General features: G+C 71.7%; 23 protein-coding genes and 2 tRNA genes. 13 read left to right on the top strand and 12 right to left on the bottom strand.

Features of this window, described 5'->3' with window-relative positions; all coding sequences use genetic code 11:
* Positions 1-8: 8 nt before the first annotated feature.
* Both ACFHPP_RS19650 and ACFHPP_RS19655 read left to right on the top strand, forming a co-directional pair.
* Positions 9-1,538: an MFS transporter gene (locus ACFHPP_RS19650; RefSeq protein ID WP_437165008.1), complete on the top strand. Its 1,530-nt coding sequence runs from the start codon at positions 9-11 to the stop codon at positions 1,536-1,538.
* Positions 1,539-1,615: 77 nt separating this feature from the next.
* Positions 1,616-1,783 (top strand): hypothetical protein, encoded by a 168-nt coding sequence (locus tag ACFHPP_RS19655; RefSeq protein WP_437164933.1) that lies wholly within the window; start codon positions 1,616-1,618, stop codon positions 1,781-1,783.
* A gap of 151 nt (positions 1,784-1,934) precedes the next feature.
* Here the strand turns inward: ACFHPP_RS19655 and ACFHPP_RS19660 are convergent, their stop codons facing one another.
* From ACFHPP_RS19660 to ACFHPP_RS19685, 6 genes are read right to left on the bottom strand one after another with little or no spacing between them, the layout of a single operon-like run.
* Entirely contained in the window at positions 1,935-2,360 is a 426-nt protein-coding gene (locus ACFHPP_RS19660; RefSeq protein WP_437164934.1) for a hypothetical protein, read from the bottom strand.
* Positions 2,357-3,106, bottom strand: coding sequence for a DUF2786 domain-containing protein (locus tag ACFHPP_RS19665; RefSeq protein WP_437164935.1), 750 nt, complete (start codon positions 3,104-3,106; stop codon positions 2,357-2,359). The genes ACFHPP_RS19660 and ACFHPP_RS19665 overlap by 4 nt, the downstream gene beginning before the upstream one ends.
* Before the next feature lie 3 nt (positions 3,107-3,109).
* Positions 3,110-4,036 (bottom strand): branched-chain amino acid ABC transporter permease, encoded by a 927-nt coding sequence (locus tag ACFHPP_RS19670; RefSeq protein ID WP_437164936.1) that lies wholly within the window; start codon positions 4,034-4,036, stop codon positions 3,110-3,112.
* Positions 4,036-4,959: a branched-chain amino acid ABC transporter permease gene (locus ACFHPP_RS19675; RefSeq protein ID WP_437164937.1), complete on the bottom strand. Its 924-nt coding sequence runs from the start codon at positions 4,957-4,959 to the stop codon at positions 4,036-4,038. Before ACFHPP_RS19675 ends, ACFHPP_RS19670 begins: the two co-directional genes overlap by 1 nt.
* Positions 4,959-5,672, bottom strand: coding sequence for an ABC transporter ATP-binding protein (locus ACFHPP_RS19680; protein WP_437164938.1), 714 nt, complete (start codon positions 5,670-5,672; stop codon positions 4,959-4,961). Before ACFHPP_RS19680 ends, ACFHPP_RS19675 begins: the two co-directional genes overlap by 1 nt.
* Entirely contained in the window at positions 5,669-6,418 is a 750-nt protein-coding gene (locus ACFHPP_RS19685; RefSeq protein ID WP_437164939.1) for an ABC transporter ATP-binding protein, read from the bottom strand. Before ACFHPP_RS19685 ends, ACFHPP_RS19680 begins: the two co-directional genes overlap by 4 nt.
* 132 nt (positions 6,419-6,550) lie before the next feature.
* Here ACFHPP_RS19685 and ACFHPP_RS19690 point away from each other — a divergent pair, with 132 nt between their 5' ends.
* The 5 genes from ACFHPP_RS19690 (at position 6,551) to ACFHPP_RS19710 (ending at position 11,179) form a co-directional block, all read left to right on the top strand.
* A complete protein-coding gene (locus ACFHPP_RS19690; protein WP_437164940.1) occupies positions 6,551-6,883 on the top strand; it encodes a TIGR04076 family protein in 333 nt (110 codons plus the stop codon).
* On the top strand, positions 6,880-7,911 hold the full coding sequence (locus tag ACFHPP_RS19695) for an aldo/keto reductase (RefSeq protein ID WP_437164941.1): 1,032 nt from the start codon (positions 6,880-6,882) through the stop codon (positions 7,909-7,911). Before ACFHPP_RS19690 ends, ACFHPP_RS19695 begins: the two co-directional genes overlap by 4 nt.
* Positions 7,904-8,302 carry a DUF4440 domain-containing protein gene (locus ACFHPP_RS19700; RefSeq protein ID WP_437164942.1) on the top strand — a complete coding sequence of 133 codons (399 nt, stop codon included), beginning with the start codon at positions 7,904-7,906 and terminating at the stop codon, positions 8,300-8,302. The genes ACFHPP_RS19695 and ACFHPP_RS19700 overlap by 8 nt, the downstream gene beginning before the upstream one ends.
* 58 nt (positions 8,303-8,360) lie before the next feature.
* Positions 8,361-9,659 (top strand): ABC transporter substrate-binding protein, encoded by a 1,299-nt coding sequence (locus ACFHPP_RS19705; protein ID WP_437164943.1) that lies wholly within the window; start codon positions 8,361-8,363, stop codon positions 9,657-9,659.
* Between the two features lie 74 nt (positions 9,660-9,733).
* Positions 9,734-11,179 (top strand): aldo/keto reductase, encoded by a 1,446-nt coding sequence (locus ACFHPP_RS19710; RefSeq protein WP_437164944.1) that lies wholly within the window; start codon positions 9,734-9,736, stop codon positions 11,177-11,179.
* A 99-nt stretch (positions 11,180-11,278) separates the two neighbouring features.
* On the opposite strand, the gene ACFHPP_RS19715 is transcribed toward ACFHPP_RS19710, so the two are convergent.
* Positions 11,279-13,690: a helicase-related protein gene (locus tag ACFHPP_RS19715; protein WP_437164945.1), complete on the bottom strand. Its 2,412-nt coding sequence runs from the start codon at positions 13,688-13,690 to the stop codon at positions 11,279-11,281.
* An 87-nt stretch (positions 13,691-13,777) separates the two neighbouring features.
* Positions 13,778-13,854, bottom strand: a tRNA-Arg gene (locus tag ACFHPP_RS19720).
* Between the two features lie 145 nt (positions 13,855-13,999).
* Between ACFHPP_RS19720 and ACFHPP_RS19725 the strand changes: the two genes are divergently transcribed.
* From ACFHPP_RS19725 to ACFHPP_RS19735, 3 genes are all read left to right on the top strand, one after another.
* A complete protein-coding gene (locus tag ACFHPP_RS19725; protein WP_437164946.1) occupies positions 14,000-15,193 on the top strand; it encodes an aminotransferase in 1,194 nt (397 codons plus the stop codon).
* A gap of 61 nt (positions 15,194-15,254) precedes the next feature.
* Positions 15,255-15,327: transfer RNA gene (locus ACFHPP_RS19730), tRNA-His, on the top strand.
* A 46-nt stretch (positions 15,328-15,373) separates the two neighbouring features.
* Positions 15,374-16,159, top strand: coding sequence for an SDR family oxidoreductase (locus ACFHPP_RS19735; RefSeq protein WP_437164947.1), 786 nt, complete (start codon positions 15,374-15,376; stop codon positions 16,157-16,159).
* 6 nt (positions 16,160-16,165) lie between these two features.
* Here the strand turns inward: ACFHPP_RS19735 and ACFHPP_RS19740 are convergent, their stop codons facing one another.
* Positions 16,166-16,918: a VOC family protein gene (locus ACFHPP_RS19740; RefSeq protein WP_437164948.1), complete on the bottom strand. Its 753-nt coding sequence runs from the start codon at positions 16,916-16,918 to the stop codon at positions 16,166-16,168.
* A gap of 15 nt (positions 16,919-16,933) precedes the next feature.
* Positions 16,934-17,281, bottom strand: a complete 348-nt coding sequence (locus ACFHPP_RS19745; RefSeq protein WP_437164949.1) for a DUF1428 domain-containing protein — start codon at positions 17,279-17,281, stop codon at positions 16,934-16,936.
* Positions 17,282-17,428: 147 nt separating this feature from the next.
* Between ACFHPP_RS19745 and ACFHPP_RS19750 the strand changes: the two genes are divergently transcribed.
* Positions 17,429-17,998: a TetR/AcrR family transcriptional regulator gene (locus ACFHPP_RS19750; protein ID WP_437164950.1), complete on the top strand. Its 570-nt coding sequence runs from the start codon at positions 17,429-17,431 to the stop codon at positions 17,996-17,998.
* Between the two features lie 73 nt (positions 17,999-18,071).
* The gene (locus ACFHPP_RS19755; RefSeq protein ID WP_437165009.1) at positions 18,072-18,794 is read left to right on the top strand and encodes an SDR family NAD(P)-dependent oxidoreductase; all 723 of its coding nucleotides are present in this window, start codon (positions 18,072-18,074) and stop codon (positions 18,792-18,794) included.
* A gap of 249 nt (positions 18,795-19,043) precedes the next feature.
* On the opposite strand, the gene gyrB is transcribed toward ACFHPP_RS19755, so the two are convergent.
* Both gyrB and recF read right to left on the bottom strand, forming a co-directional pair.
* On the bottom strand, positions 19,044-21,542 hold the full coding sequence (gene gyrB, locus ACFHPP_RS19760) for a DNA topoisomerase (ATP-hydrolyzing) subunit B (protein WP_437164951.1): 2,499 nt from the start codon (positions 21,540-21,542) through the stop codon (positions 19,044-19,046).
* Between the two features lie 50 nt (positions 21,543-21,592).
* Positions 21,593-22,768, bottom strand: coding sequence for a DNA replication/repair protein RecF (gene recF / locus ACFHPP_RS19765; RefSeq protein ID WP_437165010.1), 1,176 nt, complete (start codon positions 22,766-22,768; stop codon positions 21,593-21,595).
* Between the two features lie 104 nt (positions 22,769-22,872).
* Here recF and ACFHPP_RS19770 point away from each other — a divergent pair, with 104 nt between their 5' ends.
* Positions 22,873-23,253, top strand: a complete 381-nt coding sequence (locus ACFHPP_RS19770) for an OmpA family protein (protein WP_437164952.1) — start codon at positions 22,873-22,875, stop codon at positions 23,251-23,253.
* Positions 23,254-23,356: the final 103 nt, after the last annotated feature.

The following is a 23,356-nucleotide window of genomic DNA, read 5'->3' on the forward strand; positions in this document are numbered from 1 at the left end:
CAAATTCCATTCCGGTGTGGTGCGACGAACCCGGGGCCGGCTGGCTGATGACCTCGCTCGCCCCCTCCCCCATCATGGTCAGCCTGGTGCAGGCGGCGGCGATGCTGCCGGTGTTCCTGTTCGCCCTGCCCGGCGGCGCGCTGGCGGACATCCTGGACCGGCGGATGACGCTGATCGGCGCGCAGCTCTGGATCTCGCTCGCCGGGCTGGCGCTGGCGGGGCTCGCCTGGCTCGACATGCTGGGGGCCTGGGGGCTGCTGGCGCTGACCTTCGCCATCGGCGCCGGCACGGCGGTGATCTTCCCGACCTGGGCGGCGGCGACTCCGGAGTTGGTGCCGCCGGAGGACCTGGTGCAGGCGGTGGCGCTGAACGGCGTCGGCTTCAACCTGGCCCGCGCCCTGGGGCCGGCGCTCGGCGACTTCGTACTGGCGGCGGCTGGGCCCGTGGCGGCCTTCGGGCTGAACGCGCTGGCCTTCCTGGCGCTGCTGTGGGCGCTGGTGGCCTGGCGCCGGCCGGCACCGCCGAGCACCGGCCTGCCGCCGGAACGCCTGCCGGCGGCGGTGCGGGCCGGGCTGCGCTTCGCCGCCGCCTCCCCCGGCCTGCGCGCCGCGATCCTGCGCGCCTGCGCCTTCTTTTTCTTCGCCGCCGCCGTCTGGGCCCTGCTGCCGCTGCTGGTGCGGGAGGGGTTGGGCCTGGGGCCGGCCGCCTTCGGCACCATGCTCGGCCGGGCCGGCGCCGGGGCGGTGGCGGCCGGGCTGGCGCTGCCCTGGCTGCGCGCGCGGGTGCCGGAGGGGCGGCTGGTGTTCCTCGCCTCGCTGGCCGCCTACGCGGCGATGGCGGGGCTCGGCCTGGCGCGGCACTGGTCGGTCGCGGGGCCGGCGCTGCTGGTCTTCGGCGCCGACTGGCTGCTGGCCGGCAGCACGCTCGGCGCCGCGGCGCAGGTCAGCGCGCCGGGCTGGGCGCGGGCGCGGGCGCGGGCGCTCGGCATCTACCACCTGTCCTTCTTCGGCGCGCTGGCGGTGGGCTCCGCCCTGTGGGGCTGGGTCGGCATGCGTCTGAGCGTGCCGGCGGCGCTGCTGCTGTGTGCCGCGACCGGAGCCGCCACCGCCCTGCTGGTACGCCCCTGGCGGCTGGCGCGCTTCATGCGCCGCGGGCGCACCGAGGCGGCCAAGGCCGCCTTGCCGGACCCGGAGGCGCCGGCCGAGCACCTGCACGGCCTGCTGCACGAGGATTCCGGCCGGGTGCTGGAGGCCGTGCGCTACCGCATCGACGCTGGCGACCGGACCGCCTTCCTGGCGGCGATGCGGGAGGTGCGGGAGGTGCGGCTGCGGTCCGGCGCGCTGGTCTGGCGGCTGTACGAGGATGTGGCGCGGCCGGATCTCTGGACCGAGCTGTGGGCGATGGAAAGCTGGACCGACCACCTGCGGGAGGCGGCGCGGCTGGACGCGGCGGACCACGCCGCGCTTGCCGCCGCCGCGGCGCTGCACCGCGACCGCCGCCCGCCGGTGGTGACGCGCCACCTGCATGTGCCGCCTTGAAACGCCCGGCGGCGGCGCCGCCGTGAAACGCCCGGCGGCGGCGCGGCGTTGAGGCGGCAGGTCAGGCAAGGGAGGCGATGATGTCGGCAACCACTCCGCGCCCGGGCGACGACGCCCCGCCGGGCACGCCCGGCACCGGCGAGGACATCTGCCCGGATTGCGAGGGCACCGGCCGCATCGGCCAGCGCCGCTGCGAGACCTGCGGCGGGTCCGGCAAGGTGGACAAGGGGATCGGCGGCGGCTGACAGGCCGCGAAAAAAGCCCTCTCCACCCGCAGGGGGGAGAGGGTTGGGGTGAGGGGGGCGTGAAGGTTGTGAGCCTGTTCAGACGCTTGCACCTCCCCCTCACCCACAGGAAGTGGGCGCGAGGGCTTTTTCGGCGAATTTGCGCAGCCTGCTAAAGCAGCACCGGCCGGGCCTGGGGATTCCAGGACAGCCCGGCCGCCTTGAGCGACTCCGCCAGCATCGCCTGGTCCAGCCGCGCATGGCGGACCAGAAGCTTGACGTAGACGCCGAGGAAATCCGGCCCGTGCCCGGCATGCGGCGTGCCGTCGCCGGGGTCGGTCAGCGCATGCGCCATCTCGTGCAGCAGCACCCAGCTCGGCAGCGCATCGGGCGCCTCGATGGCCAGGCGGCTGCCGGTGGCGAGCGTGGCGCGCGTCGCCCGGCGGTGTCGCACCCTTGGCGGCCAGCGCAGGCCCTCGGACGCCCAGACATGGTCGACCAGCGCCTGCATCTGCGCGAAGGGCACCTCGGACCTGTCGAGCGGCGCCACCACCCGGTCCTCCCAGGCATAGACCCGGCGGGCGCGGGCGTCGGTCAACGCCGGGCGCGCGGCAGCGCCGGGGCTCCCGCGCCGGCACCGACCGGCCGTTCCAGCCCGACCCGGCCGCCCGCCGCCACGCCCTGCCGGAAGGCCGCGCCGTCGCTGACGCGCCGCGTGGTGGTGCGCGAGCGCAGGCGGATGCCGAGGCCGCGGAACGCCTCGCTCAGCCGCGCCTCCTTCGCCACCACCAGCGCGGTGCCGGCGCCGGAGGCTGCGTGCGCCGCTTCCTCCGCCTGCCGGCGATGCGCCGCGAGTTCGTCGAGGCGGTCGGAGACACGCTCCGCGAAGCCATAGCGGAAACTGCGCAGGCGCTGCTGCGGGGCGAGGCGGGAGCGGCGATAGGCCTCGCTGGCGCGGAACAGCGCCTCCTCGTGGTCCACGGCTCCGGCGACGACATGCAGCAGGTATTCGCCCATCAGCACGTCGGGCTCCAGCCCGAAGACGACGAACTGGCTGCGGCCGACCATCCAGCCGCGGGTTTCCGTCAGCCGCAGGATCGCCATGAAGATGATGCCGACGGCCTGGAGGCGCGCGCCGGTGATGACGACCTCGCGCTGGATGCAGGCTTCCTCGCGCAGCTCGACTTCGGACATGCCGAGGCCGTAGACCTCGAGCAGCTCGCCGACCTTCTGCGCGGCGAGCATGGCCTCGGCCTCGGAGCAGCCGCGATCCGTGGTCTTCGCGGCCAAGGCGCGGATGCGGGCCTTGACCTTTTCCAGCTCGGTCTGCTGGCGCGGCTGCATGGCCTAGCCCTGCCTCCCGGCATGGCGGGACACGCCCGCGCGTTCGCCGAACAGCCCACGCGGACGGGCGACCAGGATGGCGGCGATCAGCACGCCGATCAGCACCACCTGCAACGCCGCGCCGCGCGCCTGTTCGGCCTGCGGCAGCAAATCCCGCAGCAGGCCGCCGGACACCGTCCAGATGCCCCAGACCAGCACGGCGCCGGTGACGGCGCCGAGGTTGCGGCCGGACCCGCCGACGATCAGCATGGCCCAGATCTGGAAGGTCAGCACCGGGAGGAAATCCTCCGGCGCGATGTAGCCGACGAAATGCGCGTACAGCGCACCGCCGAGGCCCATCAGCATGCAGCCGAGAACAAAACTCTGCAGCCGGAACGCCATGGCGCGCTTGCCAAGCGAGGCGGCGGCGACCTCATCCTCCCGGATCGCGCGCAGCACGCGGCCCCAGGGGCTGGCGACCAGCCGTTCCAGCGCCCACCAGGCGAGGCCCAGCACCGCCAGCACCAGGCCGAGATAGGCCAGGTTCCAGGCCAGGCCGGAGCCGAGCGCCGCGAAGAAGGGCCGCGGGATGGACTGGATGCCAAAGGGTCCGCCGGTGAGCCACTGCGCGTTCAGCGCGACGAGCTGGATCACCACGGCGATGCCGAAGGTGGTGATGGCGAGATAATCCTCCCGCAGCCGCAGCGCCGCCAGGCCGACGACGAAGGCGGCGAACCCCGACGCCGCCATCGCACCCAGCCAGCCCACCGCGACCGGCAGCCCGCCCGATGTGGTCAGCAGGGCGGAGGCATAGGCACCGATCGCGACGAAGCCGGCGACGCCGACATTGAACAGCCCCGTGAACCCCCATTGCAGGTTCAGCCCCAGCGCCATCACCGCGAAGATGCCGGCGAAGGCGAGGAAGAAGGTGGCATAGGCGAGAAGGTCCATCAGGGCTTCTCCCCGAACAGCCCGTTCGGTCGCAGCAGCAGGATGGCGATCAGCACCAGGAAGGCGGTGGCCGCGCGGTACTCCGCGCCGAACAGCGGCACGGAGAGGCTCTCCGCCAGCCCCACGATGAAGCCGCCGAGCACCGCGCCCCAGACGCTGCCGATGCCGCCCAGGATGGCGGCGGCGAACAGCGGCAGCAGCAATTCGAAGCCGAGGCCCGGCCGGATCTGCCCGACCAGCCCGGCGAAGACGCCCGCGACGGCAGCCAGCGCCGCGCCGATGATCCAGGTGGCGCGCACCACCGCCGCGACATCGACGCCGGCGACGCGCGCCAGCGCCGGGTTCATCGCCGTGGCGCGCATGGCGCGGCCGAGCGTGGTGCGGGTCAGCAGGATGTGCAGGCCGACCACCACCGCCCCGGTCATCCCGATGACCAGCAACTGGTCCGGCGTGATGCGCAGCCCGCCCATCACGTCGCGCGGCACCAGCCGGATCGCGATCTGGATCTCCCGCGTGTAGTATTCGGGCAGCGTGCCGTACAGGAACTGCAGCAGGTTGCGCAGCGCCAGCGCGGCGCCGAAGCTGGCGATGACCAGCGTGATGGCAGCCCCCTTCTGGCGCAGCCGCTTGAACAGCAGCCAGTCCACCGCCAGCGCCAGCCCCGCGGTCAGTGCCGCCGCGATGACCATGGCCACAAGCAATTCCCAGCCGAAGGAGAACGGCCCGATCGGCTGCATCACGCCGCCGCCGGTTACCGCGACGACGAAGCCGAGCGCGGTCACGGCGAGGTAGGCGCCCCAGGTCAGGAACTCGCCCTGGCCGAAATTGGCGAAGCGCAGGATGGAGTAGGTCAGCGTCAGCCCGACCGCGCCGAGCGCGATGACGGACCCCACCACCAGCCCATCCGCCAGCAGTTGCAGCATCAATGGACCCCCAGATAGAGGCTGGCGAGACGCGGATCATCGGCGAGGTCGGCGGCGCGGCCGACCAGCCTCTCCCGGCCCTCCACCAGCACCACGGCGCGATCGGCGATGGCGAGGGCCGCCTTCACGTTCTGCTCGACCAGCAGGATGGTGACGCCGGCCTCGCGCACCGCGCGCAGCCGTTCGAACACCACGCCGACCAGCAGCGGCGACAGGCCGGCGGAGGGTTCGTCCAGCATCAGCACGCTCGGCGTCGCTACCAGCGCGCGGGCCACCGCCAGCATCTGCCGCTGGCCACCCGAGAGACGCCCGGCCGGGAGTTTCCGTTGTCGCTGCAAGTCCGGGAACAGCTCGAACATCCGGTCCAGATCGCCGCGCCGCGCCTTCGGCACCAGCGCGGCGGCGAGTTGCAGATTTTCCAGCACGCTGAGATTGGCAAAGATGTTGTCGGTCTGCGGCACGAAGCCGAGGCCCTCCTGCACCATCCGATGCGCCGGCACGCGGGTGATGTCGCGGCCACCCAGCAGCACGCGGCCGGACCAGATCGGCACCAGCCCTGCCGCCGCCTTCACCAGCGTGGACTTGCCGACGCCGTTGGGGCCGAGCAGCGCCACGATCTCCCCCGGTGCCACGGCCAGCGAGGCGCCGCGCAGGATCGGCAGGCCGGGCTCGTAGCCACCCTCGACGGCGGCGAATTCCAGCGCGGCGGTCATGCGCCGAGATACGCCTCGATGACGCGCGGATCGTGCTGCACCTCCTCCGGCGCCCCCTGCATCAGCAGCCTTCCCTGTGCCAGCACCATCACCGGGCGACAGAGGCGGGAGACCAGGTCCATGTTGTGCTCGATGATGAGGAAGCTGGTACCGGCCGCGTTCAGCGCCGCGATCTTCTCCATGATGGTGGCGAGCAGCGGCGGTGCGACGCCGGCGCCGGGTTCGTCCAGCAGGATCAGGCGTGGTTCCGCCACCAGCACGCGCGCCAGTTCCAGCAGCTTGCGCTGGCCGCCGGACAGCACCCGGGCGGGATCCTGCGCCAGGCGGGTCAGGCCGACGAAATCCAGCCAGTGCAGCGCGCGCTCCCGCAGGCGGCGTTCCTCGGCCGCGACGGCGCCGGGGCGCAGCCAGTTGGCCCAGAACCGCTCTCCGGCCTGCGCCGCGGGTGCCAGCATCACGTTTTCCAGCACCGTCATGGCCGCGAAGGGGCGCGGGATCTGGAAGGTTCGTGCCAGGCCGCGGCCAAAGATCTGGTCGGGGCGGAGGCCGTCGATGCGGCGGCCTTCCAGCGTGATCGTTCCGGCAGTTGGCCGCAGCGTTCCGGCCAGGCAGTTGAACAGCGTGGTCTTGCCGGCGCCGTTCGGGCCGATCAGGCCGGTGATGGCGCCCTGCGCCAGGGTGAAGGACACGTCCTGCACCACCGGCGGCCCGCCGAACGCCTTTCCCACGCCCTGCGCCACCAGCATCCAGCCGCCCTTCCCGCTGCGCCTCGCATCAACCTGCCGGCCGCTTCCCGGTCAAGGCCCATTCCTTTGGGGTCCGACTTGCGGCACGCCGCCCTTCCCCCTGATATGGCGCCAGGCACCGGGATGGGCGGGATGGACGACAGCTTCGAGCTTTGGGATCTGCGGGTGGAGGTGGTGGCGCCGCCGGGTGCGAAGCTGTGGTGCGGCGCCGCGCCCGGCGATCATTTCGAGGTTCATGGCGAGATGCTGCACCTGCCGCCCGGCCAGGGTTTTTCCCTGTACTCCCTCGCCGCCCTGCTGCCCCTGCTGCCGGCGAAGCAGCGGCCGAGCCATCCGCAGGACTGGATGACCACGGATGCGGAGGTCGCCTGCCCCGACCCCAACTGCCCCTCCCGCTTCCGCATCACCCGCACGGCGCTGCGCCGCTTCCGGCATGGCGACACCACCGCGGTGCCGGCGCCATGAGCGTCGAGCGCTTCGAACTGGCGCCGGGCTACACCATCTCCCGCCTGTTGCGCGGCGGCTGGCAACTGGCCGGCGGGCATGGCGAGGTCGAGCGTGCGCGCGCCATCGCGGACATGCAGGCCTTCGTCGATGCCGGCGTCACCACCTTCGACTGCGCCGACATCTACACTGGCGTCGAGGAGATGATCGGTGAGTTCCGCGCCGCCCACTCCCGCCGCGGCGAATTGCAGGTGCATACCAAATTCGTGCCGGACTGGTCCGACCTGCCGCGGGTGGACCTCGTCTATGTCACGCGCATCATCGACCGGTCCCTTTCGCGGCTGCGGGTCGACGCGCTGGATCTGGTGCAGTTCCACTGGTGGAACTACGCGGTGCCCGGCTGCATCGAGGCGGCGCAGCACCTGCACCGGCTGCAGGTCGCGGGAAAGATCCGCCACATCGGCGGCACCAACTTCGACACGCCGACCACGGCGGCGATGCTGGATGCGGGCGTGCCGATCGTCTCCATGCAGACGCAGTACTCGCTGCTGGACCGGCGGCCGGCGGGCGCGTTCTCGGCGCTGTGCGCGGAACGCGGCACGAAGCTGCTGTGCTACGGCACGGTCGCGGGCGGGTTCCTGTCCGCGCGCTGGCTCGGACAGCCGGCACCGGCCGAGCCGCTGGCGAACCGAAGCCTGGTGAAATATCGCCTGATCATCGAGGAGTTCGGCGGCTGGGACGCGTTCCAGGCGCTGCTGCGGGCGATGGACGGCATCGGGCGCCGGCACGGCGTCTCGATCACCGCCGTCGCCACGCGCTGGGTGCTGGACCAGCCGCATGTCGCCGGCGCCATCGTCGGCGCGCGCTACGCGGAACACCTGGCGGACAATCTCACCGTCTTCGACTTCGCGCTGGATGCCGACGACCATGCCGCGCTGGACGCCGTGCTGGCCCAGGCGCCCGGACCCGCCGGCGATACCTACGCGCTGGAGCGCGACCGCGAAGGACCGCATGGCCGCATCATGAAATACGACCTGAACCGTGACTGACGCCGAGACCTGCACTGGCGAGATCGTCGCCCTGCACCGGCTTTTCGAGACCTGGCTCGGCGCCCCCGGCCATGGCGATTTTTCACGATTTGAGGCCGCCTTCGCGCCCGGCTTCGCCATGGTGATGCCGGGCGGCGCGCGGCTCGACCGCGCGGCGGTGCTGGCCTTCCTGGAAGGCGCCCGCGGCGGAAGGGGCGAGGGCTTCCGCATCGCCATCGAGGACTGCTTCGCCCTGCACGAAGCCCCCGGCCTGGTGCTGATGCACTATGTCGAGCGGCAATGGCTGCGCGGCCAGGAGACCGCCCGCCGGGCCGCGGCGCTGTTCCGGACCGGCCCGGAGGGCCCGCGCTGGCTGTTCGTGCAGGAAACCTGGATCACACCACCGGTTTGATGCTGGACAGATTTTCACGCTGCCCGGACAGTGCGGCGAATCCGGGAGACCCACCATAATGCCGATCCTCCGCCGCACCGCGCTGGCCGCAGCCCTTGCCACCACCGCGCTGGCTGTGCCGGCCCCAGCCCAGGCTCAAACCCAGGCGCCCGCCTGCACCCATAATGTTGGCATGGTCGTCTCCCTCACCGGCCCGGCCGGGCGCTTCGGGCAGGCGGCGGCGAAATCGGTGGAACTCGCCTTTAACGAGCTGAACGCCGCAGCCGGGGCCCAGGGCATCGCCGGCTGCCGGCTCGGCTTCGACCTGCGGGACGCGCAGTCCCAGGGCAGCGTCGCGGTGGACCAGGCGCGGCAGCTGGTGGATCTGCGGCGCGTGCCGGCCATCATCGGCGGCATCATCTCCTCCGTCTCCATCCCGATCGTCACCAGCGTGACCGGGCCGGCGGGCGTGGTGCAGGTCTCGCCGGCCTCGTCCTCCCCCACCCTGACGCGGATGGCGACGGAGGGGCAGACAAGGGGATGGTTCTTCCGGACCATCACCTCGGACGCGCTGCAGGGCACGGCGGCGGCGCGCTACGCGATGGACCAGGGGCTGCGCAAGCTCGCCATCATCCATGTGAACAACGATTTCGGCGTGAACATGGTGGCGGAATTCCGCCGCGCCTATGTGGCACTCGGCGGCGAGATCATCTCCACCACGCCCTACAACCAGGGCCAGGCGAGCTACGCGCCGGAGGTTACCAATGCGCTGCGCAGCGACCCGCCGGCGCTGTACCTGGTGAGCTACCCCGGCGATGGCACCACCATCGCGCGCACCTGGATCCAGCAGGGCGGCCCCGCCACCTTCCTGCTGAATGACGGCATGAACAGCGCCGACTTCATCCGCGACGTCGGCCCGCGCTTCCTGAACAACGCCTTCGGCACCTCCTCCGGCACCGTCACCACGCCGTCGACCGAGTATTTCGCCCGCGCCTACCCCGCCATGTCCGGCGGCTTCGGCGCCGGCGCGCCGGCGGCGGACCGGGCCTTCGATGCGGCGGCGATCCTCGGCCTTGCCATCGCCAAGGCCGGCAGTTTTGCGGCCCCCGCGATCCGCGATGCCATCCGCGACGTGACGGCACCTGGCGGGACGGAAATCCATGCCGGGCCGGAAGGCTTCGCGCGTGGGCTGGCGGAGCTGCGAGCCGGGCGCGCCATCCGCTATGTCGGCGTCATCGGCGCGGTGGAGTTCGACGGCAACGGCGACATCACTGGCCCGTTCCGCAAGTGGCGCATCCAGAACGGCGAGATCACCACGGTCGGGCAGATGACGGTCGAGGAAGTGCAGGCGGTGCAGCGGCAGTTGCCGGCACGGTGACATAAGGCGGCGAGATCCCCCTCACCCCGACCCTCTCCCCCCGAGAGGAGCAGAAAGGCGCAGTCCTGCACACGATGACAAAGCTACCCCGCATCCTGCTGGCCCCCGGCCTGGAGGCCAGCCGCATCGTCACCGGCCTGTGGCAGGTGGCGGACCAGGAACGCGAGGGCCGCGTGCTGGACCACGCCGCCGCCGCCGCCGCCATGGCCGAATACGCCGATGCCGGCTTCGACAGCTTCGACATGGCCGACCACTATGGCGGCGCCGAGCAGATCTTCTCCCGCTTCCGCCTCGCGGACGGCCAGGCGCAGGTCTTCACCAAATGGGTGCCGACGCCCGGGCCGATGACGCGGGAGGTGGTGCGCGAGGGCGTCGGCCGCAGCATCGCGCGCCTCGGCTGCATCCCGGACCTGATGCAGTTCCACTGGTGGTCCTTCCACCACCCCGCCTGGCTCGACGCGCTGCGGGAGATGGCGGCGATGCGCGCGGAAGGCGCGCTGCACCACATCGGCGTGACGAACTTCGACACCGACCACCTGCGCGTCGCGGTGAAGCAGGGCATTCCCGTCGCCACCAACCAGCTCTCCTTCTCCCTGCTCGATCGCCGCGCGGCGGGCGACATGTCGGCATTCTGCCTGGCGCATGGCGTGAAGCTGCTGGCCTACGGCACGCTCGGCGGCGGCTTCCTGTCCGAACGCTGGCTGGGGCGGGAGGCGCCGGCGGAGATCGCCGACTGGTCGAAGATGAAATACCGCCGCTTCATCGCGGCGATGGGCGGCTGGGATGCGTTCCAGCGCGTGCTGCGCGCGGCGGGCGAGATCGCGCGGCGGCACGGCGTCTCGCTCAGCAACGTCGCGACGCGCTGGGTGCTGGACCAGCCGGCGGTCGGCGCGGTGATCCTGGGCGCACGGCTGACGGAGGCGGAACACCGCGCCGACAATCTGCGCCTGTTCTCCTTCGCGCTGGATGCGGAGGACCACGAACGGCTCGGCCACGCCTTCGCCGCCACCACGCCGATCCCCGGCGATTGCGGCGACGAATACCGCCGGCCGCCGTTCCTGACCGCCTCCGGCGATCTCAGCCATCACCTGGATTCCCTGCCGAAGGCCTACACCGCCACGGAGTTCCGCCCCGGACGCCTGCGCGTCGACAGCGGCAGCACCTGGGAATCGCTCTGCGGCTACAGCCGCGCGGTGCGCGTCGGCGCCCGCATCCTGGTCAGCGGCACCACCGCGACCCACACCGATGGCAGCGTCGTCTGCCCCGGCGATGCGGCGGGCCAGGCGGTCTATGTCCTCGACAAGGTCGCGGCCGCGCTGGAGGCACTCGGCGGCACGCTGGACGACGTGGTGCAGACCCGCATCTGGCTGCGCGACGCGAATGACTGGGAGGGCGTGGGCCGCGTGCATGGCCGCGCCTTCGCCACGGCGCGACCGGCCAACACGCTGGTCGAGGTGGCGCGGCTGGTCGGACCCTACCTCGTGGAGATCGAGGCGGAGGCGGTGGTCGACGCGGTCTAGGGCCGTTTCACCTGCGCCGTGCACAGATGAAACGGCCCTAGCTGTTGATTTGGCGCATTTTCCGAGCCGTCAGGCGTATCCGCCTGACTTGAAAATGCTCTAGCGGCCGTGCTGCTTGCGGCCCTTGAACTTCGGCCGCGGCATCTCCCCGCCGCCGGCCACCGCGCGAACACGGTCAGAGGGCTGCGCCGACAGCACCGCCTCGATCCATTCATTGAGCCGCCGGCTTTCCGCCAGCGCGCCGTCAAGGTCCCGGAAGGTCTGCGGGAAGCGCATCGCCATCCAGCGCCAGGCGACCAGGCGGCGATGCACGCGTTCCGCCAGTTGCAGCGCATCCTGCCCGGCACGGTCCGGTGCCGGCAGGCGGCCGGCGAGTGGCGGCGCCACGGGCACCCCCATGCCCTGCGCCACCGCCCAGTCCGCCAGCCGCGCCACGCCCTGGTCCCGCGTGTCCACGGGGCACAGCGCATAGGTCCAGCGGTCCAGCAGCGGCAATTCCCGCACGCCATCGACGGCCGCCGCGATCTCGATCTGCGTCGAAAGGTCGCCGAGGCGGTAGTTCGGGTCGTCGCGCCGCAGCACGGAGCGTTCGATGCGCCGCAGCGTGCCGAACAGGCTCTCCGTGCCGATCTCGGCGGCGACGGCCGCGACGATGTCGGCATCGGGCGCCACCGGCGGGCGCAGATCCACCGGCGGGGTTGCGCCCGCCGCCAGGGCACGGCCGATCAGCGCCGGATCACCGCCGCCGGCCAGCACCGCGACCACGCCTTCCGCATGGGCGCCGCCGAAGCGCCCGGCGCGGCCGCCGATCTGCTTGATCTCCTGCACCGTCAACGGCCGGTCCTGCGTGCCGTCCCATTTGCTGAGCGCGGAGAACACCACGCGGCGCAGCGGGCCGATGTTCAGCCCCATGCCGATGGCATCCGTCGCCACCAGCACCTCCGCCTCCCCGTCCCGGAAGCGCCGCGCCTCCGCCCGCCGCACGGTCGGGCCGAGCGCGCCGTAGACCACCGCGACGCTGCGCCCGCGGCGCAGCAATTCGGCCCGCAGCGCGAAGACCTCCCGCCGCGAAAAGGCGATCAGCGCGTCGCCGCGGCCGATCTCCGCCAGCGGCACCGGGGTGCGCGCCGCCGTCAGCGGCCCCATGCGCTCCAGCCGCATCTCCTCCAGCGGGTCGCCGCACAATTCGGCGATCCGCCGCAGCATCGGCGCCGCATCCGGCGCGCCGAGCACGATGACGGTGCGCGCCGGCACGCCCATGATCGCCGCCGTCCAGGCCGGGCCACGGTCCGGGTCCGCCAGCATCTGCGCCTCGTCCACCACGGCGACGTCGACCGGCGTGCGGAACGGGCACATCTCGACCGTCGCGGCGGTGTGGCGGCTGCCGGGGCTTTCGATGCGTTCCTCGCCGGTGGACAGGGCGGTGGGCACGCCGAGCGCCTCCAGCGCCTCCCGGTATTCATGCGCCAGCAGCCGCAGCGGGCCGAGCGCCACGCCGGACTCGGCCTCCGCCAGGCGGGACAGGCCGAAATAGGTCTTTCCCGAATTGGTCGGGCCGAGGCAGGCGAGGATGCGGCGGTCCAGCGCGCGGGCGGTGGCGAAATGCGCGGCGTAGCGGTCCAGCCCGGCGATGCGGGCGATGGTGGCGTGGCTGGTGCGGCGCAGGTCCTCCCGCGGTGCGGCCGGCACGCCAGCGGGGCCGCGCGGCGCCGCGGGCGCGCGCCAGGACCGCGTCGTGGGGGCCAGGGCGCGCAGTACCGCCGGGTCGAATTCCGGTACGCGGATGCGGCGGCCGCGGCGGCGGACCAGGACGTGGCGTGCGATCGGCAGGCGGCCCTCGGCGACCCAGGCCTCCGCCTCGGCGGGCGAGCAGCCGAGCAGGGCGGGCAGCGCCTCGGCGCCGACCAGGGAGGCCTCCCACTCCTTGAGCCGCGCTTCCTCCGCCACCGTGGTTTCCCGCGCTGCGCGGGCCGCCTCGCGGCGCGCGGTGCGGGCGCTGCGCTCGGCGGCGACAGCGCGGCGGGCGAAGGCTTCGGCCTCGGCGGCCGGCATGGCGACGGCCTCGGACACCAGCATGGCGCAGTGCCCGATGGCGTCCAGCGTCGGCTCCCCGCCGGCGGGTCGCGGCAGATCCTCCAGCGCCACGGCCAGCGCGGTTGCGGCGGTGCCATGGCCGCCGAGGCGGGCGAGCACGGCCTGGCGCAGCGCCTCCCGCAGCGCGGGCTCGTCGGGGTCCGGATCGGTGATGGAGGCGGCGGCGGCGTCCAGGTCCTCGGTGCGCGCCGGCAGGGCAGCGGCCTGGCGCGCCAGCTCGCCGATCCGGCGGCGCCAGGTCCGGCGGCGGAGCGCGAAGACCGCCTCGCGCAGCACCTCGGCGGAGGAAGGCGCGGTGCCGCCCAGGGCACGCAGCAGCGCCGGACGCTCGGCGGCCGCCAGCGTCAGCCCGGCGTCCCGGGCCAGTTCATCGAGGCTGTCGTCGGTCGGGATGGCATCGGACGGGTCGGCCGGCATCGGGTCTCCTCGGGCGCCAAGCGCGCGCCGGATGCCGCGGTTGCCGGCGCTCGGCCATCGGGACGGGACCGAACAGGATCAGATGGGTGGCGGACCCGAAAGGATTCGAACCTTCGACCTCTGCCTTCGGAGGGCAGCGCTCTATCCAGCTGAGCTACGGGTCCTTGCCGCGATCCTCATAGCGTGCCTGCGGCGCCCGGGAAAGGCCCGGCTGCGGCAAATGGCGCGGCGGCAGGTTGCGCCCCCGGCACGGGGCCCCCATCATCGCCGCGGCGCCGTCTTGAGCCCTTTCCTCGCGAGAAACCCCACGTGAAGCCCCAGAACGACCTGCTCTCCGCCACCGGCACCACCATCTTCACGGTGATGTCGGCGCTCGCCACGGAACATGGCGCCATCAACCTCGGCCAGGGCTTCCCGGATTATGACGGGCCGGAGGATGTGATCGAGGCCGCCGCCGCCGCGCTGAAGGACGGCCGCAACCAGTACCCGCCGATGACGGGCCACCCGGACCTGCGCCAGGCCGTCGCCGCGCACAACCGGCGCTTCTACGGGCTGGAGGTCGATCCGAATGCGGAGGTCATCGTCACCTCCGGCGCCACGGAGGCGATCACCGCCTGCCTGATGGCGGTGCTGAATCCGGGCGACGAATGCGTGCTGATCGAGCCGCTGTACGACACCTACCTGCCGGTGGTGAAGCTGCTGGGCGCGATTCCGAAGCTGGTGCGGCTGACGCCGCCGAAATGGGAACTGCCGCGCGCCGAACTGGCCGCCGCCTTCGGGCCGAAGACCAAGGCCATCCTGCTCAACACGCCGATGAACCCGACCGGCAAGGTGTTCACCCATGCCGAGCTCGCCTTCATCGCGGACCTGGTCGAGCGCCACGACTGCTACGCCATCTGCGACGAGGTGTATGAGCACCTGACCTTCGACGGCTGGAAGCACGTGCCGCTGATGACCCTGCCGGGGATGCGTCCGCGCTGCATGCGGATCGGCTCGGCCGGCAAGACCTTCAGCCTGACCGGCTGGAAGATCGGCTACGTCACCTGCGACCGGACGCTGGCCGGCAATGTCACCAAGGCGCACCAGAACCTGACCTTCACCACGCCGCCCAACCTGCAGCGCGGCATCGCCGTCGGCCTGGCGAAGGACGATGCCTATTTCGCCGGCCTGTCCGCCAGCCTGGAGGCGAAGCGGGACCGGCTGGCGGCGGGGCTGGCGCGGCTCGGCTTCGGCGTGCTGCCGACCCAGGGCAGCTACTTCATCACCACGGATTTCCGCCCGCTCGGCTTCAACGGCGACGACGTGGCCTTCTGCCGCGCGCTGACGGTGGAGGCGAAGGTCACGGCGATTCCCGTCACGGCATTTTACGCCAGTACCGACGCACCCAGCCACTACGCCCGCTTCGCCTTCTGCAAGGGCGATGAGGTGATCGATGCCGCCCTTGCGCGGCTGGAGGCCTGGATCTCCAGCCGCACAGGTGCCGCGCGCAGCGCGGCAGGTTGACGCCGAGCCCCGGCTCGCCGTATCACCCCGCGCCCGGGGGCAACCCCGGTGCAGGCGTGTGGCGGTCGTAGCTCAGCAGGTAGAGCGCCAGGTTGTGGTCTTGGATGTCGCGGGTTCGAGCCCCGTCGATCGCCCATCCCCCCTCACCCGGGGGTCCACACGTCCCAGGAAAGAAAATCCATGCAGATCCGCCTCGATGGCCGTGTCGCCCTGATCACCGGGGGCTCGAAGGGCCTCGGCCTCGCCATCGCCGAACATTTCTGCGAGTCCGGCGCGGCCGTGGCGCTGGTGGCGCGGGGCGAGGACGCCCTGGCAGCGGCCAAGGCGCGCATCGCGGGCAGGTTCCAGGGCGCGCGGGTGGCGGCCATCTCCGCCGATGTCGGCACCGCGGAAGGCTGCGCCCGTGCGGCCCGGCAGGCGGCCGCCGAGCTCGGGCCGATCGACATCCTGGTGAACAATGCCGGCACCAGCCAGCGCGGCCCCTTCATGGAAGTGGATGACGCGCTGTGGCAGGCCGACCTCGACCTGAAGCTGTTCGCCGCCATCCGCCTGACCCGCGCCGTCTGGCCCGGCATGCAGTCGCGCCGCTGGGGCCGGATCATCAACGTGCTGAACACCGGCGCCAAGGCCCCCGCCGCCGGCGGCGCGCCCACCGCCGTGTCGCGTGCCGCCGGCATGGCGCTGACCAAGGTGCTGGCCGGCGAAGGCGCGCCGCACGGCATCCTGGTGAACGGCATGCTGGTCGGCATCATCGAGAGCGACCAGTGGGTCCGCCGCCACGCCGCCGACCCGCGCGGCATTTCCTGGGAGGACTGGAAGGCCGAGCAGGGCAAGGCCGTGCCGCTCGGCCGCATCGGCCGCGCGGAGGAATTCGCGGCGATGGCGACCTTCCTCGCCTCCGACCAGGGCGGCTACATCACCGGCACCGCCATCAACGTGGACGGCGGCCGCAGCCCTGTGGTGTGAGGCGCCTCAACCGGGCTTGCCGACCAAGCAGAACATCGCCCCCTGCGGGTCCAGGCCGATGACGATCTGGTCGCCGCCCGGCACCTCCACCGGGCCATGCAGCAGGGTGGCGCCGGTTTCCGCCATGCGCCGCACCGCGGCATCGATGCCGGGCACCTGGAAGTAGAAGCGCCACATCGGCTTCGCATCCGCCTGGCGTTGCATGATGGCGCCGAAGGCGCGGCCCTCCAGCTCCATGAGCTGGTAGGTGCCCATGGCGCCCATCGGCAGTGTCTCGCCGCGGGTCCAGCCGAAATGCCGGGCATAGAAGGCCAGCGCCCGGTCCATGTCGGCGGCACCCAACTCATTCCAGGCGCAATGGCCGATGGCGTCGGGGGCGAAGCTGGTGCTGGCGCGGTCGCTGGCGCCGCGCATGACGTAGAAGGGCGCGCCATCCGGGTCCGCCACCATGGCGATGCGGCCGACGCCCGGCAAATCCCGCGCCGGCATCTGCACCGCCCCGCCATCCGCGACGATCGCCGCCACCGTGGCGTCCACATCCGCGACGCCGAGATAGCCGAGCCAGACCGGCGCGACGCCCGCCGGCGCCTGCATCAGCCCGGCGATTCCGTCCTCGCCATGGGTCAGGATCTCGTAGCCCGGCTGGCCCTCATGGCCGGTGGCATGCCAGCCGAGCAGGCCGCCATAGAAGCGCCGCGCGGCTGCGGTGTCGCTGGTCAGCAGCTCATACCAGATGAAGCTGCCATGGGGGTTCGGCATGGCGCGCGCTCCCGCTCAGGCGTCGAGGATGGGCTGGAAGCCGCCGAAGATCATGCGCTGCCCGTCGAAGGGCATCGTCATGTCGCGCATCCGCGGATCCTCCATCATCCGCTTCATCCCGGCATCACGCACTGGCTTGGAGGGCCATTCGATCCAGGAGAAGACGACGACCTCATCCGCCTTGGCCTGCACGGCGCCCCTGAAGTCGGTGACCTTGCCATCCGGCACGTCGTCGCCCCAGCATTCCACCACGCGGAGCGCGCCGTATTCCTTGAACAGCGGCAGGGCCGCGGTGGCGTGGTCCAGGAAGGCCTGGCGATTGGCGGCAGGCACGGCGGCCAGGAAGCCATCGACGTCGTTCATAGGATCATCCCTATAATTAACTAATTGGTTAAGCATAGGGATACAGCAGGGCGCCCGTCCAGTCCTGGCTGAACACGGCTGCTTGAAGATGGGCGGCGGCCGGCTTCAGCGATTGATGAGCTACCTACCAGAAGGTAGATTCTGTTCATGAGCGCCGAAACGACACGGGACCGGTTGATGCTGGCGGCGGAGCGGATCATCCGCAGCCGCGGCTACAGCGCCTTCAGCTATGCCGACCTGTCGGAGGCGGTGGGCCTGCGCAAGGCCAGCATCCACCACCACTTCCCGGCCAAGGCCGACCTCGGCGCGGCGCTGGTCGAGGACTACATCGCGCGCTTCTGCGACCTGCTCGCCGACATCATCGATGCGGAGCAGACCGCGCCCGGCCGGCTCGCCCGCTACGGCGCGATCTACGAGGCGGGTCTGCGGGACGGCATGCTGTGCCTCTGCGGCATGCTGGCCGCGGAGGCGACCGTGCTGCCCGAGCAGGTTCGTCATCGCATGGGCGCCTTCTTCGCCGCACAGCTCGACTGGCTCGAGCAAGTCCTGGCCCAGGGCCACACGGCGCGGGAGGTGACGTTGCGTGGCCCCGCGCGGCGTGCGGCTGAACATGTCCTGTCCACCTTGCAGGGCGCCAGCCTGGTCGGCTGGGGAACCGGCAACCCGGACCTTGCTGCCCGTGCCGTCGAGGACCTGCTCGCCTCGCTCCGAGGCTGACTTCGCCTTGTCCATTGAATCTACCAACCAGTAGGGAGACACCATACCTGACTTCACGAACACCCACACCCTGATCACCGGCGGCGCCAGCGGCATGGGCAAGGCCACGGCGCGCCTGCTGCTGGAAGGCGGCGGGAAGGTCCTGCTGCTGGGCCGGAACACGGACCGGCTGGCGGCCGCCGCCGCGGAACTCCGCCCCCTGGGCGCCGTCGCCATCACCGTTCTCGACCTTGCCGATCCCGCCGCAGTCGAGGCCTTCGCGGCGCGCATCGCCGGCGAACATGGCGACCTGACCGGCCTGGTGAACGCGGCGGGGGTGTTCCTGCCGAAGTCGTTCCTCGACCATGGGCCCGCCGACTACGACCTGTATCTCGCGCTCAACCGCGGCACCTTCTTCCTGACCCAGGCCGTGGCGCGGGCCATGGTCGCGCGGGGCCAGGGCGGCAGCACCGTGAACATCGGCTCGATGTGGGCGCGGCAGGCCGTGGCGGCGACGCCGTCCTCGGCCTATTCGATGGCCAAGGCCGGACTGCATGCCATGACGCAGCACCTGGCGATGGAACTCGCGACCCACCGCATCCGGGTCAAAGCGGTCTCCCCGCCGTGGTGGAAACCCCGATCTACGAGGGCTTCATCCCGCGCGAGCAGGTCCATGCCGCGCTGCAGGGCTTCAACGGCTTCCACCCGATCGGGCGGATCGGCACGCCGGGGGATGTCGCCGGCGTCATCGCCTTCTTCCTGTCCGGCCGCGCGGACTGGGTCACCGGGGCGATCTGGGATGTCGATGGCGGCGTGATGGCGGGCCGGAACGCCTATAGCGGCTGAGCAGCCGGGCGGCGGCACGCCGGAAGCGTGCCGCCACTGGTCTGGAGTGTGATCGTCTGAGGTGGAATCGCCGAAAGGCGTGAATCACACGCAAAAACAATAAGCTAGAGGCTGTCTGGTGCTTCTGTCAGCACCTGACAGGCTCTAGCAGGCTGCGAAATTCGCCGAAAAAGCCCTCTCCCCCACTTCTTATGGGGGAGAGGGCTTTTTCCGCAGCCTGCTAGACGTCCAGGTTCGCCACCTTCAGCGCGTTGCCGACGATGAACTCGCGCCGCGGTTCCACGACGTCGCCCATCAGGGTGGAGAACACCTGCTCCGCATCCTCCACATCCTCCACCCGCACCCGCAGCAGGGTGCGGACGGCGGGGTCCAGCGTGGTCTTCCAGAGCTGGTCGGGGTTCATCTCCCCGAGGCCCTTGAAGCGCTGGATGGTCAGGCCGCGGCGGCCCTGCGCCAGCACGCGGTCGAAGGCCAGCAGGGGGCCGTGCTGCGTCGTCTCGTTCGCATCGAAGGCCAGCATCGCCGGGCCGGCGGCGTAGTCGCGGGCGAAGACGTCGCGGCGCTCATCCAGCCAGCGCGCCTCGGCGCTGCGCAGCGCCGCCGGGTCCAGCGCGTGGCGTTCCGTCACGCCGCGCACCACGCGGAACAGGTTCAGGCCGGAGCCATCCGCCGTTGCCTTCCAGCCGCGTTCGGAGGGTGCCGCCAGCGCGTCCAGCCGCTGCGCCAGCAGGGCGGCGCCTGCCAGCGCCCGGTCCACGTCGGGCGTCAGCGCGCCAGCCACCGCGGCCTGCTCGATGATGCCGGCCGGCACCTGGGTCGCGAGCCGCCGGATGCGGGACGCCACCTGGCGCAGCCGCTCCACCTCCTCCCCCAGTTCGTCGCCGGCCAGCAGGCGCCCATCCGCGAAGCGGATGCGCGCGCCGGACAGCGCCTTCTCGAGAAGGAAATCCTCGAGCGCCCGGTCATCCTTCAGGTAGCGCTCGTCATTGCCGCGCTTGGCCCGGTACAGCGGCGGCTGCGCGATATACAGGTGGCCCCGGTCGATCAGGGACGGCATCTGGCGGAAGAAGAAGGTCAGCAGCAGGGTGCGGATATGGCTGCCGTCGACATCCGCGTCCGTCATGATGACGATGCGGTGGTAGCGCAGCTTGTCGGCCGAGAAGCCGCCCCGATCCTCCGGTCCCGGCCCGATGCCGGTGCCGAGGGCCGTGATCAGCGTGCCGATCTCGGCGGAGGACAGCATCTTGTCCATCCGCGCCCGCTCGACGTTCAGGATCTTGCCCTTCAGCGGCAGGATGGCCTGGAAGCGCCGGTCGCGGCCCTGCTTGGCGGAGCCACCCGCGCTGTCACCCTCGACCAGGAAGATTTCCGATTTTGCCGGGTCTTTTTCCTGGCAGTCGGCCAATTTCCCGGGAAGGGTCGAAATGTCCAGCGCGTTCTTGCGGCCGACCTTGTCGCGCGCCAGCTGCGCCGCCTTGCGGGCGGCGGCCGAGAGCACGACCTGCTCCAGCACCAGCTTGGCTTCCTTCGGATGCGTCTCGAACCAGTGCGACAGCGCATCGGCGACCGCCATCTGCACCACCGGCTGCACCTCGGAACTGACGAGCTTGTCCTTGGTCTGGGAGCTGAACTTCGGGTCCGGCACCTTCACGGAGAGGACAGCGGTCAGCCCCTCCCGCATGTCGTCGCCGATCAGCTCGACCTTTTCCTTCTTCGCCAGGTCCTCGGCATACTTCATCACGATGCGGGTCAGCGCCTGCCGGAACCCAGCCTGGTGGCTGCCGCCGTCGCGCTGCGGGATGTTGTTGGTGTAGCAGAGCGCGACTTCATGCGGGCTCGAGTTCCACCACATCGCCAACTCGACGCGGATGCCCTCGGTGGCCTTGGTCACCAGGCTGATCGGCGGCTTGAAGATCGGCTCCTTGCTGCGGTCCAGCCATTCGACGAAGGCGACGAGGCCGCCCTTGAACTCGAAATGCGCTTCCACCGCCGGCACGTGCCGGTCGTCGCGCAGCGAGATCTTCAGGCCGGAGTTCAGGAAGGCGAGTTCCCGCAGCCGGCGTTCCAGGATCGGGTATTCGTATTCGGTCTTGGTGAAGGTGCTGGCGGCCGGCTTGAAGGTCACCTGCGTGCCGTGCATGTGCGCCGACTCGCCGGTGATGGTCAGCGGCTGCACCGTGTCGCCATGCTCGAAGCGGATGAAGTGTTCCCGCCCGTCGCGCCAGATGCGGACTTCCATCCACTCGGACAGCGCATTCACCACCGCGGCGCCGACGCCGTGCAGGCCGCCGGAGACCTTGTAGCTGTTCTGGTTGAACTTGCCGCCCGCATGCAGGCGGGTCAGCACAACCTCGGCGGCGGAGACGCCTTCCTCCGCATGCATGTCCACCGGGATGCCGCGACCGTCATCGGTGACGGTGACGCTGCCATCGCCGTTCAGCACCACGTCGCAGCGGGAGGCGAAGCCGGCCTGGGCCTCGTCCACCGCATTGTCGATGATCTCGAAGGCCATGTGGTGCAGGCCGGAGCCGTCATCGGTGTCGCCGATATACATGCCCGGCCGCTTCCGCACGGCCTCCAGGCCACGCAGCACGGTGATCGAGGCGCTGTCATAGGTGTCGGCGCCCGGATTAGGGTCGCCATTCCCGAAAGACGGGGGGTTCGCCTGCCCGGGAACCGGCGGGTTCGGCGGGGTGGCGCGCGCGGCGGCGTCGGACATGCCGGCGGAGGCTCCTGAAATGCGGCTTGAAACCCTGCCTATATAGGGATTCACGCGGGTTGGGGCACGGGGTAATTCGGCATCGGGTCCAGGCCCTCGGGCGTCGCCGCGAAAACCTCGGCAACGCCCTGGAGAGGGCTGAAAATATCCGCTTCCGTCCCGGTCAGGAAGACCTGGGCCGGCGATTGTGCCAGCGCCGCATACAGCGCCTGCCGCCGCGCCAGGTCCAGATGCGCCGCGACCTCGTCCAGCAGCAGCAGCGGGGCGAAACCGCGCGCGGCGCCGATCAGCGCGGCATGCGCCAGGACCACCGAAACCAGCAGCGCCTTCTGCTCCCCGGTCGAGCACAGCGCCGCCTCCAGCCCCTTGGGCAGGTGGACCAGGTCCATGTCGGTGCGGTGGGCGCCATGCGCGGCGCCGCCGGCCGCGGCATCCCGCGCCCGGCTGGCGGCCAGGTCGGCGCGCAGCCGGTCCTCCAGCGCCAGGGCCGGTGTTTCATCCAGTGCGGCGGCCAGCGGGCAGACCAGGTCGAGCCGCGCCGCCGGGAAGGCGCCGGTGGCGGTGCCGGCCGCCAGCAGCAGGTTCAGCCGCTGCGCCAGGGACCGGCGGGCGGCGATGGCGGCGATGCCGTGGCGCGCCATGGCATCCTCCAGCGCCGCCAGCCAGGACGCATCCCGTCTGCCCTCCCCCAGCAGGCGGTTGCGGCCGGCCATGGCGGTGTCATGCGCCGCGACCTCCCGCGCATGGCCGGGGTCCAGCGCCCAGACCAGGCGGTCCAGGAAGCGGCGGCGGCCGCTGGCACCTTCCTGGAACAGGCGGTCCATCTGCGGGGTCAGCCAGACGGCGGCGGCGCGGCCGGCGAGGTCCGCCTGGCTTTTCGCCGGCTCGCCATCCACCAGATAGCGGCGCCGGGTCGGGTCGGCGGCGTCGCCGATGGTCCCGGTGCCGATCTCGGTCGGGCCGTCCGGCCCCTCGAAGGCGCCGAAGGCGGCCCAGGGCCGGGACGCCTCCCCGCCGCCACGCCGGCCGATCTCGGTGGCGCGCGCGCCGCGCAACCCGCGGCCGGGGCCGAGCAGGCTGATCGCCTCCAGCAGGTTGGTCTTGCCGACGCCGTTCGGCCCGGCGATCGCCACGATGCGACCCTCGAACCGCTGTTCGAAGCTGGGGTAGGACCGGAAATCCGTCAGGCGGAGGCGCGTCAGGCGCAGCGTGGGGGCGGGGGTCAGATGGGTCTTCCCGGCGTGGCGGCCTGCGCAGGGATTAGGGCGAACGAAGGCGGAACGTCAAGCCACGCCTCGCCAGGCGGCGCCGGACATGGGATGTCCCGCCCATGTCGCCCGCCCGCCTCGCCTGCCTCCTGGTCCTGCTGGCCGCGCCCGCCTTGGCCGAGACGCGCCCGCCCGCCTGCCTGTTCCCGCGCGGCGGCGACACGCCGGATGCCGCCTGCCTGGAGCTGTTGGGCAGCCTCGCCGAGGCCTGGAAGGCCGCGCCTGGCCGCATCCGGGTGGAGGGCCACGCCCAGGACCAGCAGGGGCCGCGGCTCGATGGCCTGCTCAGCCGGCGCCGCGCCGTGGCGGTGGCGGAGGCGCTGGAGGGCCTCGGCGTGCCGCCCGGCCGCATCGAGGCGGTGACCCCGCCGGCCGAGCAACGCGATCTGCGCAGCCGGATCGACCCGTTCAGCCGGCGCGCGGAAATCCACCTGCTGCCCTGAGGCCGCCACCGACCGTTGCCATCCGATACCAAGGCTGTCGTTGACCACCCTGCCGCACCGCACCAGATAGGCGATGCGCCGGGCAGCCGGCACACAGGGCACG

This window comes from Falsiroseomonas sp. E2-1-a20 (genome assembly GCF_051433195.1).
GTDB lineage: Bacteria > Pseudomonadota > Alphaproteobacteria > Acetobacterales > Acetobacteraceae > Falsiroseomonas.

Excerpts from the sequence above, each read along its gene's own strand:
- ACFHPP_RS19690 (WP_437164940.1), top strand. The coding sequence starts at position 6,551 with ATGGACGACAGCTTCGAGCTTTGGGATCTGCGGGTGGAGGTGGTGGCG.
- ACFHPP_RS19770 (WP_437164952.1), top strand. The coding sequence starts at position 22,873 with ATGTCGCCCGCCCGCCTCGCCTGCCTCCTGGTCCTGCTGGCCGCGCCC.
- ACFHPP_RS19670 (WP_437164936.1), bottom strand. The coding sequence starts at position 4,036 with ATGGACCTTCTCGCCTATGCCACCTTCTTCCTCGCCTTCGCCGGCATC.
- ACFHPP_RS19675 (WP_437164937.1), bottom strand. The coding sequence starts at position 4,959 with ATGCTGCAACTGCTGGCGGATGGGCTGGTGGTGGGGTCCGTCATCGCG.
- ACFHPP_RS19655 (WP_437164933.1), top strand. The coding sequence starts at position 1,616 with ATGATGTCGGCAACCACTCCGCGCCCGGGCGACGACGCCCCGCCGGGC.
- ACFHPP_RS19750 (WP_437164950.1), top strand. The coding sequence starts at position 17,429 with ATGAGCGCCGAAACGACACGGGACCGGTTGATGCTGGCGGCGGAGCGG.
- ACFHPP_RS19705 (WP_437164943.1), top strand. The coding sequence starts at position 8,361 with ATGCCGATCCTCCGCCGCACCGCGCTGGCCGCAGCCCTTGCCACCACC.
- ACFHPP_RS19740 (WP_437164948.1), bottom strand. The coding sequence starts at position 16,918 with ATGCCGAACCCCCATGGCAGCTTCATCTGGTATGAGCTGCTGACCAGC.
- ACFHPP_RS19665 (WP_437164935.1), bottom strand. The coding sequence starts at position 3,106 with ATGCAGCCGCGCCAGCAGACCGAGCTGGAAAAGGTCAAGGCCCGCATC.
- ACFHPP_RS19680 (WP_437164938.1), bottom strand. The coding sequence starts at position 5,672 with ATGACCGCCGCGCTGGAATTCGCCGCCGTCGAGGGTGGCTACGAGCCC.
- ACFHPP_RS19710 (WP_437164944.1), top strand. The coding sequence starts at position 9,734 with ATGACAAAGCTACCCCGCATCCTGCTGGCCCCCGGCCTGGAGGCCAGC.
- ACFHPP_RS19695 (WP_437164941.1), top strand. The coding sequence starts at position 6,880 with ATGAGCGTCGAGCGCTTCGAACTGGCGCCGGGCTACACCATCTCCCGC.
- gyrB (WP_437164951.1), bottom strand. The coding sequence starts at position 21,542 with ATGTCCGACGCCGCCGCGCGCGCCACCCCGCCGAACCCGCCGGTTCCC.
- ACFHPP_RS19745 (WP_437164949.1), bottom strand. The coding sequence starts at position 17,281 with ATGAACGACGTCGATGGCTTCCTGGCCGCCGTGCCTGCCGCCAATCGC.
- ACFHPP_RS19715 (WP_437164945.1), bottom strand. The coding sequence starts at position 13,690 with ATGCCGGCCGACCCGTCCGATGCCATCCCGACCGACGACAGCCTCGAT.
- ACFHPP_RS19735 (WP_437164947.1), top strand. The coding sequence starts at position 15,374 with ATGCAGATCCGCCTCGATGGCCGTGTCGCCCTGATCACCGGGGGCTCG.
- ACFHPP_RS19685 (WP_437164939.1), bottom strand. The coding sequence starts at position 6,418 with ATGCTGGTGGCGCAGGGCGTGGGAAAGGCGTTCGGCGGGCCGCCGGTG.